Origin of the sequence: Lacibacter sp. (assembly GCF_035299325.1) — a bacterium.
In the GTDB taxonomy this organism is placed as follows: Bacteria; Bacteroidota; Bacteroidia; order Chitinophagales; family Chitinophagaceae; genus Lacibacter.
On record NZ_DATGWT010000012.1, the window covers coordinates 36,027 to 52,195 of the forward strand.

The 16,169-nt window shown below is 39.3% G+C and carries 10 protein-coding genes; 5 read left to right on the forward strand and 5 right to left on the reverse strand.

Features of this window, described 5'->3' with window-relative positions:
• Nucleotides 1–368: 368 nt before the first annotated feature.
• From VK159_RS07610 to VK159_RS07625, 4 genes are all read left to right on the forward strand, one after another.
• A complete protein-coding gene (locus VK159_RS07610) occupies nt 369–3,227 on the forward strand; it encodes an Eco57I restriction-modification methylase domain-containing protein (RefSeq protein ID WP_324229531.1) in 2,859 nt (952 codons plus the stop codon).
• Nucleotides 3,228–3,379: 152 nt separating this feature from the next.
• Nucleotides 3,380–3,820, forward strand: coding sequence for a hypothetical protein (locus VK159_RS07615; protein WP_324229532.1), 441 nt, complete (start codon nt 3,380–3,382; stop codon nt 3,818–3,820).
• Nucleotides 3,821–3,851: 31 nt separating this feature from the next.
• Entirely contained in the window at nt 3,852–4,106 is a 255-nt protein-coding gene (locus VK159_RS07620) for a hypothetical protein (protein WP_324229533.1), read from the forward strand.
• Nucleotides 4,107–5,555: 1,449 nt separating this feature from the next.
• The gene (locus VK159_RS07625) at nt 5,556–6,464 is read left to right on the forward strand and encodes a carboxypeptidase-like regulatory domain-containing protein (protein ID WP_324229534.1); all 909 of its coding nucleotides are present in this window, start codon (nt 5,556–5,558) and stop codon (nt 6,462–6,464) included.
• Nucleotides 6,465–6,517: 53 nt separating this feature from the next.
• On the opposite strand, the gene fusA is transcribed toward VK159_RS07625, so the two are convergent.
• The gene (gene fusA, locus VK159_RS07630; RefSeq protein WP_324229535.1) at nt 6,518–8,662 is read right to left on the reverse strand and encodes an elongation factor G; all 2,145 of its coding nucleotides are present in this window, start codon (nt 8,660–8,662) and stop codon (nt 6,518–6,520) included.
• Between the two features lie 511 nt (nt 8,663–9,173).
• Between fusA and VK159_RS07635 the strand changes: the two genes are divergently transcribed.
• Nucleotides 9,174–10,526 carry a hypothetical protein gene (locus tag VK159_RS07635; RefSeq protein WP_324229536.1) on the forward strand — a complete coding sequence of 451 codons (1,353 nt, stop codon included), beginning with the start codon at nt 9,174–9,176 and terminating at the stop codon, nt 10,524–10,526.
• A gap of 145 nt (nt 10,527–10,671) precedes the next feature.
• Here VK159_RS07635 and VK159_RS07640 read toward each other — a convergent pair whose 3' ends face one another.
• From VK159_RS07640 to rpsL, 4 genes are all read right to left on the reverse strand, one after another.
• The gene (locus VK159_RS07640; RefSeq protein ID WP_324229537.1) at nt 10,672–12,936 is read right to left on the reverse strand and encodes a DUF3857 domain-containing protein; all 2,265 of its coding nucleotides are present in this window, start codon (nt 12,934–12,936) and stop codon (nt 10,672–10,674) included.
• A gap of 5 nt (nt 12,937–12,941) precedes the next feature.
• On the reverse strand, nt 12,942–14,813 hold the full coding sequence (locus tag VK159_RS07645) for a transglutaminase domain-containing protein (RefSeq protein WP_324229538.1): 1,872 nt from the start codon (nt 14,811–14,813) through the stop codon (nt 12,942–12,944).
• A gap of 271 nt (nt 14,814–15,084) precedes the next feature.
• Entirely contained in the window at nt 15,085–15,552 is a 468-nt protein-coding gene (gene rpsG / locus VK159_RS07650; protein ID WP_182801520.1) for a 30S ribosomal protein S7, read from the reverse strand.
• A 25-nt stretch (nt 15,553–15,577) separates the two neighbouring features.
• A complete protein-coding gene (rpsL, locus tag VK159_RS07655; protein WP_182801521.1) occupies nt 15,578–15,958 on the reverse strand; it encodes a 30S ribosomal protein S12 in 381 nt (126 codons plus the stop codon).
• Nucleotides 15,959–16,169: the final 211 nt, after the last annotated feature.

Sequence of the window (16,169 nt, forward strand, 5' to 3'; positions counted from 1 at the left end):
TGCTTATAAACTTTTCCATTCCTTTCACGTTCCGGCGGCCTTCGGGGGTTGGCTTACGCATTACCTGTTTGCTCTATAAAACAGGCATTTTCTGCATCTCCCCCTTTTCCTTTAGATTTGTTACCGACAAAACATATTATCAATAACGCTTTGCGTTGCTGACGTTTCTTCTACAGTAAAACGACCAATTTTAGAAAACAGAAAGAAACAGTTCATGCGATGCACCCGTACGGGTGTATTCCTTGCTGTTTTCAATTCTGTTTAGGTGCTTGGTCGTACCTTCTGTAGATAGGATTCAGATGTAGGAGCACCCAATTTTTTGCTCCTTGCTGAAACAACGTTTGGCAACCAACTCTGCCAAACTGCTTATGAACTTTCCCACTAAAGACTCGGCTATTCAAAAAATCCTGCAATTGGTTGAACGCTTTCACGAACAAAAAGAATCTTACCACCGGTCTGATTATAATGAAACACTAACCCGTCGTGATTTTATTGATCCGTTTTTTAAGGCATTGGGTTGGGATGTTGACAACGAACATGGTTTTGCAGAAAGCTACCGTGAAGTAATACATGAAGACCGAGTGAAAGTAGGCGGAGCAACAAAAGCACCTGACTATTCATTCCGTTTAAGCGGAGGAAAGCGTTTGTTTTTTGTTGAGGCAAAAAAGCCCAGCGTGTTGATTAAAGATGATATAACACCTGCTTACCAGGTACGCCGTTACGGATGGAGTGCAAAGCTTCCCATCAGCATTATCACCGACTTTGAAGAGTTTGCCATTTACGATTGTACCAAAAAACCAAACCCAACCGATAAGGCCAGCAATGGACGATTAAAATATCTCACTTACGCCAATTACCTGAATGAGTTTGATTTTATCTGGGATACATTCAGTAAGGAACGAGTTTTAAAAGGAAGTTTTGATAAGTTTATTCAGAGCGATAAGCACAAAAAAGGAACAACCACTGTTGACCATGAGTTTCTGCAATCGCTTGATAGCTGGCGCACCTTTCTGGCTAATAATATTGCCCTGCGTAATAATATTGATGAAGATGAACTCAACTTTATTGTGCAGCACATCATCGACCGCATTATTTTTCTACGCATTGCAGAAGACAGAAGCGTAGAGAATTACGGCAACTTAAAAGACACATTGAAAGGTGATGATTATTATCAGAATCTTTTGCGCCAGTTTCATACAGCCGATCAGAAATACAATTCAGGTCTGTTCGATTTTAAGAAAGATAAAATCAGCGATAGTATTGAAATTGATAACAAAGTAATCAAGACAATAATCAATGATCTGTATTATCCATTGAGTCCGTATGAATTTTCTGTATTGTCGGTCGAGATACTTGGCAGCGCTTACGAACAGTTTTTGGGTAAAACCATCACACTTTCAAAAACGGGCAAAGCCCTTATTGAAGAAAAACCGGAGGTAAGAAAAGCGGGTGGTGTTTACTACACACCTGAATACATTGTAGAATACATCGTTAATAATACGGTGGGTAAACTCACCGAAGGAAAAACACCGAAGGACATCAATAAATTAAAAATTGTTGACCCGGCCTGTGGCAGCGGTAGCTTTTTAATTGGCGCTTACCAGTTCCTGCTCAACTGGCATAAAGATTACTACAGCAATAACGGCAAACCGGGTAAAGGCGGTAAAGACAATCCGCTTACACCCGATGGAAGCCTTACCACTGCAGAAAAGAAACGCATCCTGTTAAACAACATCTACGGTGTTGATCTCGATGCAAATGCGGTAGAAGTAACCAAGCTTTCCCTATTACTGAAATGTATGGAAGGCGAAACCGAAGCCAGTATTGCCACACAGCTCAGGCTTTTTCACGAACGCATCTTACCGACACTTGATGATAATATAAAATGTGGCAACAGCTTAATTGATGTTGATTTCTATAATACAGAATTTGATTTTGGAGAAGAAAGAAAAGTAAAACCATTTAGTTGGAAGAAAGCATTCCCCGATGTATTTAAACAAGGTGGTTTTGATTGTGTGATTGGAAATCCGCCGTACGGCGCACTGTTTTCAGGATCGGAACTTTCTTATTTCAAGAATATTTATAGCACAGCTGTGTGGAGAGGTGAAAGTTACCTGCTTTTTATTGAGAAAGGTTTAGAGCTTCTTAAACCTCAAAGAGCTTTAGGATTTATAATTCCTGATACTCTTTTAAATTTAGAATTCACTCAACCAGCAAGACAACTTCTGCTACAAAATTCCAAAATCCAACAACTTATAGGTCTTCCTTCAAATGTATTTGTTGGAGCAACTGTTGATACAATTATTTTATTAACAGACAAACAGGAGTACACAAGCGAATTCCATCAATCAAATGTTATTATAAAAACCTTTGGGAAAAAACAGCTTATTACTGAAATCAATAACCCTTCAAAGGAATTTGTTGTCAATACAAAAGATTGGTTTAAAGAAAAAAACTTCAACTTACAAACAGATGAATTAGAGAAGTTGCTTCTTGCCAAAATAGAGTCCGGCAAAAAAAACATATCTGATGTTGGTATTTTGCTATACGGGATCAAAGCTTATCAAGTCGGTAAGGGTAAGCCAAAACAAACAGAAAAAATTCGAAATGAAAAGCCTTTTACATCCGATACAAATCTTGGTCAAGGGTGGCTTCCGTTTTATGATGGTAAACATATTTCCAGATATCAATTACTCTGGAAACAAAATAACTGGCTGAATTATGGTGAATGGCTTGCAGAACCCAGAAACCCCTCTGTTTTTGAAGGCGAAAAAATTCTCATCAGAAAAATAACAGGAAAGACACTTTTTGCAACGTATGTTGCTGAAACATCTTACTGTAATACGCTTCTTTTCGTTTTAAAGCTAACAGACAAAGAATTTAGTTATAAAAGTATCTTAGCAATTCTGAACTCAGTATTAATAGGATGGTACTTTAGAAAAAAGTTCCAGATTAGTGATGATGATACTTTTCCTCAAATAATGATTAGAGATATTTTACAATTTCCAATCCCACTTATTGATAAGAAAAACATCACCGAATTAAACAAGTTGACTGATCAACTCCTAGAACTTAATGAAGCAAAAAATCAACAAACGCTCCAAACCAAAATCGACCAGCTCCAATCCCGTATTGATTTTTGTGAGCAACGTATCAACGAAATTGTCTACGAATTATACAACTTAACAAAGGAAGAAATAGAGTTGGTTGAAAAAAGCGCACAGTAAACAAACAGCAAATACATAACTTTAGCAAAACTTCTGAATATGTTCCGGATTTATAGCCCGGGGTTCATTTTTCAGAAGTTTTTATTTATTACATCGGGATAGTTCCTGATGCGGTAGAAAGAATACCAAAGACTTTCATTAAATAAAAAAGAATGGGAACAGACGATTTTTATAAGATTATCGGACGTGTTACAGTATCGCTAAGTAGAATTGATTTTCTGCTTTCGAATATCGCTGTAGATGTAAAATTGGTGCCCGACTACCCCGAATTCTACGGAAAGCAAAATCTGAAACAAAAAATAACAGAACTTAAAAGTAAGATCAATTCGCATTTTAATGAATCAGAAATAGCTGATGCATTCATAAATAATTTGAACAGGTTAGATGAATTAAGGCAACTCCGAAATCAATTGGTTCATGCTGTTACACTTCAAAATAGTGATGAAATTATGTTCTATAATTTCAGGACCACCAGTGAAGGAGTTAAAAGAAATGTAACCATCGTTCCCTTTAATGACCTTGCTGCTCTTGACACAGAACTGATTAATTTGCATAATGATTTGTACACGCTAAGAAAAGAACATTTCAAATAGCGCCCTTAAAAAAATCAAAAAAATAAAAGCCATGAACGAGCACCCGCCCATCAATGACACCCGATATTGTCCTGATTGTAATTCATGCGGAAATGAAGATTGTTGCAATGCAAGCGACTGTTTATACCTTTTTAATCATCCTAACTGCAGGGAGCATCTTGATCACCTGTTGTATGTGTATAAGTGTAATAAGAAGTTTATTTCCTTCATTTATCAAAACAGCGACACCTACAAAGAGCTGATAAAAGAGTGGGAAGAAATTTGTTACGATACAAGCGAACGCTGACAATCTCCTGACTTTTGTGCTACCATGTAACAAACTAATTTCGTTACTTTTGTAAAGGATGGTTGCCTATGTTCACCCCCCTCAGTGATTATGCATCCTACCTCGGTCCCGTATTGCGGGACTTTTTTTATTTCTGATTCCGTTGGTCCTGTTGTATTTGTTATAGCTGGCTCCTGAGTTTAGAATATTGTTCCGGATTTTGCTAAATTTCAATCAGGGCAACCAGAAAAAAGCATAAAAAAGGCCAACTCTGTAAAGAGTCGGCCGCTCGAATTTCTTTATTAAAAAAAAATCCGACAATGATGAGTTTAAAGATGCCCAAAAAAAACGGAAAATCCAATAGGACTTTTACGACTTTGCAAATCAGATCAACTTCTTTGACTCCGAAAAAACGGGTACCGCCAATAAAAACCCCGCTGTTAAGCGGGGATATTAGCTTCAGTAAGGCTACTAAGATCGAACAGGGCCAAACGAATTAAAAACCTGATGTATACTATTCTTAACTAAACCAATCCCTTTCTTAAATATTTTGTTTGCTGTGTTTAAAAATTACTGTCGAGGTAATAGATGATGCTGAATAAAAAGAAAAAAAACAGGATCACCACTACCGTTCGCTTCATTTGCCGCCTGTCTGTTTGTTCATTCGTTAATTTCATTTCAATTGTCTTTGGAAAAAGGCCAACACTAAAGAGGGTCGGCCGGCTAATTAAAAAAATTCAACTGATTCTACAGTAAAAATGCAACATATATTGCAGAAAACATATAGGATTTTTACTATCTTTCATTAGTCTTTCGTTTAAACTGCTGTACCTGTTATTTATATACGCATAAACCGCTGCTTTTGGTTCAAAGGCTGAACCTCGAAAAGTGGCGGTTTGTTTATTATGCCAGGTTTCATCTGTCGGGGGGCTGCTGTAAACCTCCTCGGAGTCAGTAGGCACACAAAAATCATCAACAGCAGGGCCTCAAACGAAATTCAGGCAACATTTCCTGCCAAAAATTCCTGAAACATACTTACTGATCTCTAAATACCATTATTTGGCTCTGTCAATGCATATCGTTGCTTCGTCAAGTCGTTTCAATAAAGCATCAGACCATTTCACCGAACTCTCATGCTGCTTCAAAATTGTGTCAAGGTTGTTCCTTAATTCGTCAATGCATTTAGCAATTATGTCAAAGCACTTAGTTGTTCTGTCAATAAATATCGGATTAGTGACATGTCGGTTCGTTGCTGCGTCTAAGCGCTTAGACTTGTCGTCATGTCAGTTCTGTAAAAATAAAAATCACAGCAACTCAAAAAATAAATCAATCACTAATTACACATAACGGAGCAAAATAAACGCAGTTATAAAAAAAAGCAACACATTACCGCTTCGTTGTATTGACAAACATTCACTTACTTTTTAGTTTCGGTTTGTCATTTTTTTATAACCTTAAAACAAAAACATCATGGAACGTAAAACAGAAGCAAAGCTCAACATGTACAGGGCAGTTGCTAACCATTGTAATGCTAACCCCGCCATCATTGCCACAGTGCCGGCTTTTCAAACAGCTGTTACGGCTCTCAATGCAAACATCTCCACCATTCTTTCCACAGCCCAAATGGAAGTGCAGGTTATTTCCGGTATCACTGCCGATAAATCGGCGCTTAAAGAATCACTGGCACAACAGGCTGCTGATATTGCAGCCATCGTTTTTGCATTTGCATCATCCACAAACAACAACACACTAAAAGAACAGGTAAAATTTTCTTTTCGTGAAATTTTGCGCATCAAAGATGATTTGATTGCACCTACCTGTTTAAACATTCACGATGCAGCCAACTCAAACCTGGCGGCGCTTGCCAACTATGGTATTACCGCAGCCACGCTCACAGCATTTAATAACGCCATCACTAATTATTCAGCCGCAGTTCCTTCACCACGCAATGCAGTAAGTTTACGGGCAGCATACAAAAAAGACATTACCAATCTAATGAAGCAAACCGACAAATTAATAAAAGAACAGCTAGATAAACTGTCGGTGCAATTTAAAACTGCCAATACAGAATTTTATAATGCCTACAAAAGCAATCGTGTTATTATAGATGCAGGCGCTGCAGGCACGCAAATAAAAGGCAAAGTTGTGTCGGCTGCAGATAATAAAGCGTTGAAAGATGTAAAAGTTGAAATCGTAGGAAATGGTTTGTCTGATCTTTCATCTAACACAGGGCGCTTTATGATTAAACCCGGTGCTGCAGGAAACTATTCCATTAGATTATCGAAAACAGGATTTCAGGATAATACAATTGCCAATGTAGTTGTACAAACAGGGCAACCTTCCGATGTAGGTACTGTTGTACTTACACCTGCTGCATAATAAAAAATCCCCCGATCACTCGGGGGATTTCTATTTCAATCAACTTAATTTAATTAAGCACTCACTTTTCCTTTCACCTTCGCAATTACCTCTTCGGCAACGTTGTTTGGCGCAGGTGCATAGTGACTGAACTCCATGGTTGAAGTTGCACGACCACTCGATAATGAACGCAACTGTGTAACATAACCAAACATTTCACTCAAAGGAACTTTGGCTCTGATCACCTGTGCATTACCTTTTGTATCCATACCTTCCAGCATACCACGACGACGGTTAAGGTCACCCGTAACATCACCCATGTACTGATCAGGCGTTACAACTTCTACTTTCATGATTGGTTCAAGCAAGGTTGGTTTTGCTTTGCGTCCTGCTTCACGGAAACCGCTCTTCGCACACAATTCAAAACTCATTGCATCAGAATCCACATCATGGTAGCTACCATCAAACACACGCACTTTCATATCTACCATTGGGTAGTTAGCGAGTACGCCATTGCTCATTGAAGTTTCAAAACCTTTGATGATGGCAGGAACAAATTCTTTTGGAATTGATCCACCAAACAAATCATTTACAAACTGGTATGATTTGCCCGGGTTTTCTTTCAACCACTCTTCATCAGCAGGTCCGATTTCAAAAATGATATCGGCGAACTTACCACGACCACCCGATTGTTTCTTCAACACTTCACGGTGTTCAACTTTTTGTTTGAACGCTTCTTTATAAGCCACCATCGGTGCACCTTGGTTTACTTCCACTTTAAACTCACGACGCATACGGTCAACGATGATCTCAAGATGTAATTCACCCATACCGCTCAATACAGTCTGACCAGTTTCTTCGTCAGTCTTTACACGCAGTGTAGGATCTTCTTCCACCAATTTAGAAATCGCTAAGCCCATTTTATCAACGTCGGCTTGTGCTTTTGGTTCAACCGCCAAAGAGATTACAGGCTCAGGAATGAACATGTTCTCTAATGTGATCGGATGATTTTCATCGCACAATGTATCACCGGTTTTGATCTCTTTAAAACCTACGGCAGCACCAATATCACCTGCTTCAATAAAGTCAACAGGGTTTTGCTTGTTTGCAAACATCTTCATGATACGGCTGATACGCTCTTTCTTACCGCTTCTTACGTTCAACACATAAGAACCTGCATCAAGATGACCGGAGTAAACCCGGAAGAACGCTAAACGACCTACGAAAGGATCGGTCATGATCTTAAATGCCAATGCAGCAAATGGTTGTTTCGCATCTGGCTGACGAGTCATTTCTTCACCTGTATCAGGATCTGTTCCTTTAATTGCTTCCACATCTAAAGGAGAAGGCAGGTAACGGCAAACAGCATCCAATGCAGTTTGTACACCCTTATTCTTAAATGAAGAACCACACATCATTGGTACAATTGAAAGATCAATTGTTGCCTTGCGTACAGCTTCGTGAATTTCATCTTCAGTAATGCTGTCTGGATTGTCGAAGAATTTCTCCATCAACTGATCATCGTATTCAGCAACCGCTTCTACAAGCTGTGCTCTCCAGTCTTGTGCTTCTTCCAACATATCAGCAGGAATTTCGATCTCATCGAACGTCATTCCTTCTGTTTCCATGTGCCAGATGATACCTTTCATCTTGATCAGATCCACAACACCTGTAAAATCATCTTCAGCACCAATTGGTAATTGAAGAGGAACCGCTTTTGAACCAAGCATTTCACGTACCTGCTTCACTACCATTAAGAAGTCAGCACCACTGCGATCCATTTTATTTACGAAACCGATACGTGGTACATTGTAACGGTTAGCCTGGCGCCATACAGTTTCAGATTGTGGTTCCACACCATCAACCGCACTGAACAAAGCGATCAAACCATCCAATACACGCATTGAACGTTCTACCTCTACAGTAAAATCCACGTGACCGGGAGTATCAATAATGTTGAAAGAATACTTTTTAGTATCTGGAGTTTGCTTACCTAATACTGTAGGGAAGTTCCACTGACAGCTTACAGCAGCTGAAGTGATGGTGATACCTCTTTCTTTTTCCTGTTCCATCCAATCGGTTGTAGCTGCACCATCGTGCACCTCACCAATACGGTGAATCATACCGGTATAGCGGAGGATACGCTCAGTAGTTGTGGTTTTACCGGCATCAATGTGAGCCGCAATACCAAAGTTTCTCTGAAATTTTAAGTCTGCCATGACTGTTTTAATTTGAATGTTTATCGTTTAAAAAATCTTGAATAATGTTTGTGATCGTCTTTTGTAATCCTGTGCAACCACATCGGCGTCGCACTCTTTTACTTTATGAATTCTATTGAACTGATATCTCCGGTTTGGAGACATGCTGCCCGCAGGTAACATCCTTTTAAGGATGGGGGCTGATATGTAATAATTATACTCTCATACGATGCCAATCAATTTCGAACCTCCTATCCTCAGTTCAAATGCACCTTTGGTTGGAAACTTTGGCGGCCGCAAAAGTAAGGATTTTTCCTTTCCGAAATGCATTTAGCCGTAAAAGCCGCACATGCAGAGTTTTCAGAATTCAGGTGCGTTTTCAGCTTTGCTCCTTTGCCTCTTAGCGCCCTTTGCATGAAACTGAAAACCCGGGGCAACTGCCTTTTCCATAAACGGTAAAAATCATGCAAACGATTGCCCCTGTCTTTACATCTCAAATGCAGTTTACTTTGTACGAAACAATTCAAAACCAATGAATAAAGTTAGAATCCTGATCGTATTACTCGCTTTATCAGGTGCAGTAACAGCGCAAAGCACAACCGATTCAATGCGCCCTGCCCGTACAGAAGTGATTTCCCCAATTCACAAAACCAGCTTCAACAACAATGGCCAATGCCCGGAGCGCAAGCAAGGCGGCAACTCTCGCCTGGAAAATGGCTTTCTTGTATTTGACGGTTCCTTGGACGGCAACCGCCAGGTTGATCCACAAATTGCAGTTGGCGGTGGTTATGTGCTCCACGGCACCAATAATGGATTAGTGATCTATAATAAGAAAGGTGAATACCAGCAAGGCATCTCGCAGAAATGCTTCAATAATGGCATTGACCCCAAGCTTTTCTTCGATGCGCATAACCAGGTATTTGGTTTCGATCTTTGGGTGTATTGGGATTCGGCTAAAATAAAACCGGTAAACATTTCGGTTTCTGAAACCAGCGATCCCCGTGCTGCCTGGAACACCTACCCTGTTCCTGCACCCAAAGGTGTTGATGGTGGTGGTATTGGTTACAGCCGCAAATGGATCGGTTATTCATTTCCCGGTGGCGAAGAGCGGACTTTTGTTTTGAAAATGGCTGATGCAAAATCGGGCAAGCCGGCAACTATTTATCATTTCAATGGTAGTCTTGGCCATCCTGTTTATGGACAAGATGCAACAGATGATATCTATTTCTTCGAAATTGATCGTGATAAATTTGTGATACGTCGTGTAACTGAAGCTGCCGATGGCACACCTGTTTGCGTTTTAGTAAGCAGCAAACCGCATAACCTGAAATATGTTGGCGGCCCACCACAATCACCACAATTCAATACGCAGCAAAAAGTTTCTTCCGGCGATCGTAATCCAAAAAATCTTGTGTTACAAAGCGGCAGCATTTGGTTTTCACAAGCAGTTAATTGCGAAGGTCGTTCTGCAGTGCAATGGCACCAGGTAAATGCAACTGATGGAACAATTCAGCAAACAGGTTTAGTTAAAAGCGACACCACAAACTATATTCAAACAACGCTTGCAGTAAATAAAAACAACGATGTACTCATCGGTTTCCAGGAAGCAAATGCAAATATGTTTGTTAGTCCACGTTTTGCGTATCGCAAAGCAACTGATGCAGCAGGCACTATTCGTGAAATAGTTCGTGTTGGTGAAGGAACAGGCGCTGCTGATGGTGTAGCCTGGGGCGATTACAGTGGCAGTGTTGTTGATGGTGATAACCAACTTGATCTGTGGACCATTCAAAGCAGGGCAAATGAAAAAGGCCGTGGCGAAACGGTTATTGTTCAATTGCCTGCAAAGAAGATCAAGCAAAAAGTAAAAAAGAACAAGAAGAAATAAGTGATTCAAGAGTAAAGATGCTTTAAGATGTCGTCACGATCATCTCAAAGAAAATGCTGATATAAAAATTGCGCAATGCTTGCTAAAGGTTTAGCTGGCATTGCGCAATACTTTTTAGAGGCAAAACAGATCGTATCTGTAAAATCTATTTTTTCTTCAACAACAATTTTGCATTCGTCCATTCGCTGGATGCGTTTACAAAGGCCAGTATTTTTTCGAAGTTTTGAAGTGGTTCATAACTGTTCAGGTAATGCTTAATAATTTTTACAGAAACAGTTTGCCCGTTACTGGTTGCTTCGGTAATAAAATATCCGGTTTCATTTTGAACTTTTGAATTAAGAGCAGCAACACCTTCAGCTGTATAACCTTCCGGAATTGCAATCTCCAAATGATACTCAATACTTCTTGCAAAAGGCATGTATACATCAAGTGCCCGCTTTTTCTGCTCTTCTTTAATTACAAGAGGCGTTCCCTGTATCTTTCCTATCTCAACAATAATATTATTTCCTGCCTTTTTAATCAGCCCGCCCAACTGAAAATTCGAACTGTATACAAAATCAGGTGCAGTGTGGCGTATGCCCGGATTTTCAATTTTATAATCCTTCATCTCTGTAACTTCTTGCTCAAACCAGTCTTTTGCCTCTTTTAAAAAAGCATCCTTCTGCTTTTTCTTTGCTTCAGCAAAGGCATTTCTCACTTCATTAATATATTTTTTCCCGGTTTTTGAATTGGCTAGCTCGTCAATTAAAAGCTCTTTCTGTTTAAATACTGTACACTCATAGTCCATGATATCCTGATACACTACAAGTTTGGTTTGTTCATCGAGTTTATAATGACCTTTTAATGTTGTATTTCTTTTTACTTGTAACAATGGTTGTCCTGCTGTTAATGATATCTGCAGTTTTTCAATTCTTGCATTATCTGCCGACTTACTTGTTGCTACGTTTGGTCCCGGTGCAACTTCTGTAAGATTAAGTACTTTAGCCGGCCCAACCATGGCCGGATGATCGAACGTGAAACTTTTAGTTGTTTTAGCACCTTCTGCAGCCGATGGTGCAGTAAAGGGAACATCAAAGATGCTGTTAAATGAGAAATATTTATTTGATCCAGGCAAGTAGGCAATTGCTCCCAAATCACTTCCGTTCATTGCTTCATTCATGCGAAAACCTGTGCGATCTTCATACACCATGATTGCAGGATCTAGGTCTGCTGCCTTAAGTAATGCAAACATTGAAAATGGGAATCCATCAAACCGTCTTGATGGAAGATTCATTTTTGCATCTAAACGATCAATCGAAAAACGCAGGAACCAATCAAACCGGGCCGTGTAATATAAGAGCGCCGCCTTTTCTTCTCTGCTCATTGTTTTATAATCGATGCCCATTTGCTTTGCCTTGCTTTTTGCCAACGCTTCCATCTCAGTGTATTCAGCTCTGGCACTCCGCATCCAATAGCCGTTATAGTACTGTTGTGAAAAATCACGGGATTTTTCCTCTAATGCATTTTGACTATTTGCTATCTTTTTAATTTCACCAGGTCTGCTCATGCCCAACGCCGCACTACCGATGCCTTTGTACCCCTGCCCTATATTCATACGTATAAACGGCAACTGCCTGGTGGCAGAAATCCAAAGACTTGTTTCAAAAGGAGGCATATCATTTTTCTGCACGCTTATTTCAATATCGCTTTCTGCGCTTTTTTTGATCGCAAGTTCTGGTGCTCCATTATAGCTACGGTATTCAACCGCAAATTTTTTCCCAAGCTGACTGTGAAATGAATAACTCAACACAGGTGCATTATCAAACAAGAGCAGTGTGTACACTTTTGTTGCAAAATCATTGGTTGTATTTTGAGCAGTAGCAAAAAAATAGTCGAGAATATCACCCGGTTGCAGATCCGGGATGGCAAGTTTTGCCTGCTTTTCATTTGCGGCATCTTTTGTCAGCACTATTTCGTCAGCATTAATTTCTTTTACCGTACCATCTGCTTTAATCACACGTACTCCAACGTAAGTGCTTGATTTATCTGAGGTGTAGAAACCGCTTCGTTTTTCAAATTGAGTAAAACTCAGTTCTGAATATTCTGTTACCGCATTCTTATCATTCAGTTTTACAACTTCTCTTACTATTTCAGTTAGGTTTTGTTTATGCTTTGTGCCAAACCCTAACCCGTAAAATGCAATGGATGATTTACTGTCTGCAGTTAATTCTGTGTGATGAGCAATGATAATTTTTGATGCGTTTGCATATTTCTGCGGGATGTCTTTTACTTTAAATTTAGGGTCTTCCCAGGCCCAAACCGACTTACGCATTTCTTCTGACTCTTTACGATAAGCGATGGTTTCCTTCGATTGAGCGAAAGAAGTAAAAAAAGCAAAACACAATACTGCTGCAAAAGATAATTGTTTCAAGATGGTTATTTTTTAGAGGTAAGTACTACTTGTTGGTCGTAAAAATCTGTAAGCTGCTTAATGTCATTGTTCCACTGCGCAAAATTATCGGGAACAATTTCTGTGTTGTTAATGATGATCTCATTACGGTATTTGAGCTTCCCGGCTTCATTTGTATAAGAAGCATAAAAACTATAACCAGGTTGTTTAATATTTATCTTTTGAGGTAACTCTGATACAACCTTATCTGAAGGGAGCACTAACTCAATTTCAAATACCAGATTGTTCTTAAACTGCAACCAGTAGGGCAACGTGCGTTTATCTGTATCAATTTTAAAGTCTTTAAAGTTCACCCTGTTATCAATGCTGAGGTAAGCATCTTTATCAAATACCGATACTGCATTTTTCCACAAAACATCGTATTCAATTTTGAGATCATTGTTGTAGTCAGTAAGGTTTGTGATCTTCAAATTACTTATTTCGAAACCGCTTTCTCCCTCCGCAAGGAACTGCTTCAATGCATTTTCCTGTTTATCCTGTTTAATGTCTGTAAGTGCATTTAATAACCATTCTTTATTCTCCCCTTTCCAAACATGTGTTACATGACCTTTCAGGTTATTGCCATCAATCACTAACTTTCTGTTTTCAGTAGAAGTATTCTGTAAGTAACTGGCAACGGGTACCTTCTCTAACAAATATTGATTACCATTCTCAATAAGTGTTTGACGGCCTTGAATCCGTTCCGCTGTTTCTCCAAAACCAATATACTTTTCTGTTGCATCTAAAAAAACCGGCTTGCCATTTTTCATCCATGCACAGATCATGTGATTATCTACCGAAAGAGAAGGTGTGCTGTAATCGTATGCAATATGCTTTGTGCCTATCCAGCATCTACGTGCATCTAATTTTAATGATCGCAACATAACCGTAAGTAAATTAGCCATGCCTTTACAATCACCATATTTTTTTCGTAACACTTCTTGTGCTTTTTCGGGTTTAAACCCTGCTATCCCATTTTCAAAAGCGATGTAACGGATATTATCCTGCACCCATTGAAATATCTTTTTTACTTTTTCTTCATCATTGCTGATTCCTTTTACGATATCTTCTGCTTTTTCTTTTACGATTTTTTCGTCATCACCAATTGTCTTTACAAGACTTTGATACCAATCGTACTGTTCTTTTACTGTTTTAAAATAAGTGTAAGAAACATCTTTCGGTTGAGCCGATTTACAGAGTACAAGGATATGCGGAGCATAATAAGTTAAGCCGGGTGCTGATGATTCCTGTTTGAATTTCGGAATATCATTCATAGAAAAAGTATAAACAGTTTCACCGCCTTCCTGCGATACAGATTTGCGGATGTTGTACTTACCGAAATGATATTCTTTTATATCAAGACTAACCCAGGCAGGTACATACAGTTTAATTTCCTGTTCAGTAATGACATGTCCTTCCGTAAAAAAAATATTCGTAAAATACCTCGGGTCCTTGATTGTCTTTTTGATCGTTACTTCAGATTTGCTGCCAATCTTGGAAACAGGTAATGAAAAATAGCAAACCTGTTCATCGGAGTAGAAGATACCATCACGATTGTAATACTCATAACCTGGCACAATACCATGTCGTTTCGATCCATCAACACGTATATCAACATCATCCATTGTTTCTATACTATTGAAGAGCTCAACAACCGGCACATCAGTTCGGTACTTATTGCAAGTGAAAGTGCGGCTATGCTCCTCTTTTACAACTACAGGGTTTTCGGCTGTGCCTTTCACAAATCTGAATGAGCGTACCGATTTTACAATCGAAATATTCTCGTCGTCTTTTTCCTGAGCTGCAACAGATAGTTGAATCAAAAGAAAAGCCGTAAGGCACAAAATGGCGTTTTTCATATTATAAGGAGTAATGAGTGAAATTTGGAAAGATGTTTTGATTTGGGTATTACGGCATATTTAAACTGCTGTAAAATAAATGGATCAGGGGTTATTATGGTTTAAAATTCACGTTGGTTTCATTACAAATATATTCCCGGAAGACAAATAAAAAAAGAGAGTGTGAAAATTGAGTGATTCCACTTAGCGCTGTTATTGGGGAAGTTGAGGTTACACCACAAAAAAATCCCTCCGTAAACGAAGGGATTCCTGAATATGATCTTGTTGAAGATTAAGCTCTGAAGTGAGCGAAAGCCTTGTTGGCTTCAGCCATACGGTGTGTATCTTCTTTCTTTTTGAAAGCACCACCTTCACCTTTGCTTGCACTTACAATTTCGTTTGCTAATTTATCAGCCATACTGCGACCGTTACGCTCACGGCTATAACGAACCAGCCATTTGATACTGAGAGAGATCTTTCTGTCAGCACGAACCTCTGCAGGGATCTGGAATGTAGCACCACCAATACGACGGCTACGTACTTCAACAGCAGGAGTTACATTAGCAACTGCCTTCTTCCAGATTTCATAACCGTCTTCTCCGGTTGTTTTTGCAACTTTATCAATTGCATCGTAGAAAATAGTAAAAGCAGTGCTTTTCTTACCTTGCCACATTAAGTTATTTACAAAACGGGTCACCAACGTATCGTTAAACCTTGGATCTGGTGCCAGCGCTATTTTTTTAGGTTTCGTCTTCCTCATTGTATATAAGAATTACTTAGTCAGATTATTTTTTAGCTTTTTCCTTCTTCGTACCGTACTTAGAACGGCTCTTCTTGCGGTCTTTTACACCGGCAGTATCGAGCGAACCACGAACGATATGGTAACGTACACCTGGCAAATCCTTCACACGACCGCCACGCACCAATACGATTGAGTGCTCCTGCAGGTTGTGACCTTCACCGGGGATGTAGGCAATCACCTCAATTTTATTGGTTAAACGCACTTTCGCTACCTTACGCAAAGCCGAGTTTGGCTTTTTAGGCGTGGTTGTGTACACACGTGTACATACACCTCTGCGAAACGGGCAGCTATCCAGCGCACGGGATTTGCTTTTCGCCCTAATGATTTCTCTTCCTTTTCTTACTAATTGTTGAATTGTAGGCATTCCTTACCTTATTATTTTTCGGACGGCAAAGGTAGGTGTCCTCATTTAAAGTACAAAAAACTTTCACAGATTTCTATTCACATATGTGTAAATAACTAAAATTTCCTGCAAGGCATTATTCCCCTTGGTTTTTGCGTTAATAGTAAAAACCAAAGAATCTGAGCGAAATTCCAGCCCTGTTTTCTATAAAATACTGAAAATGAAAGCTATA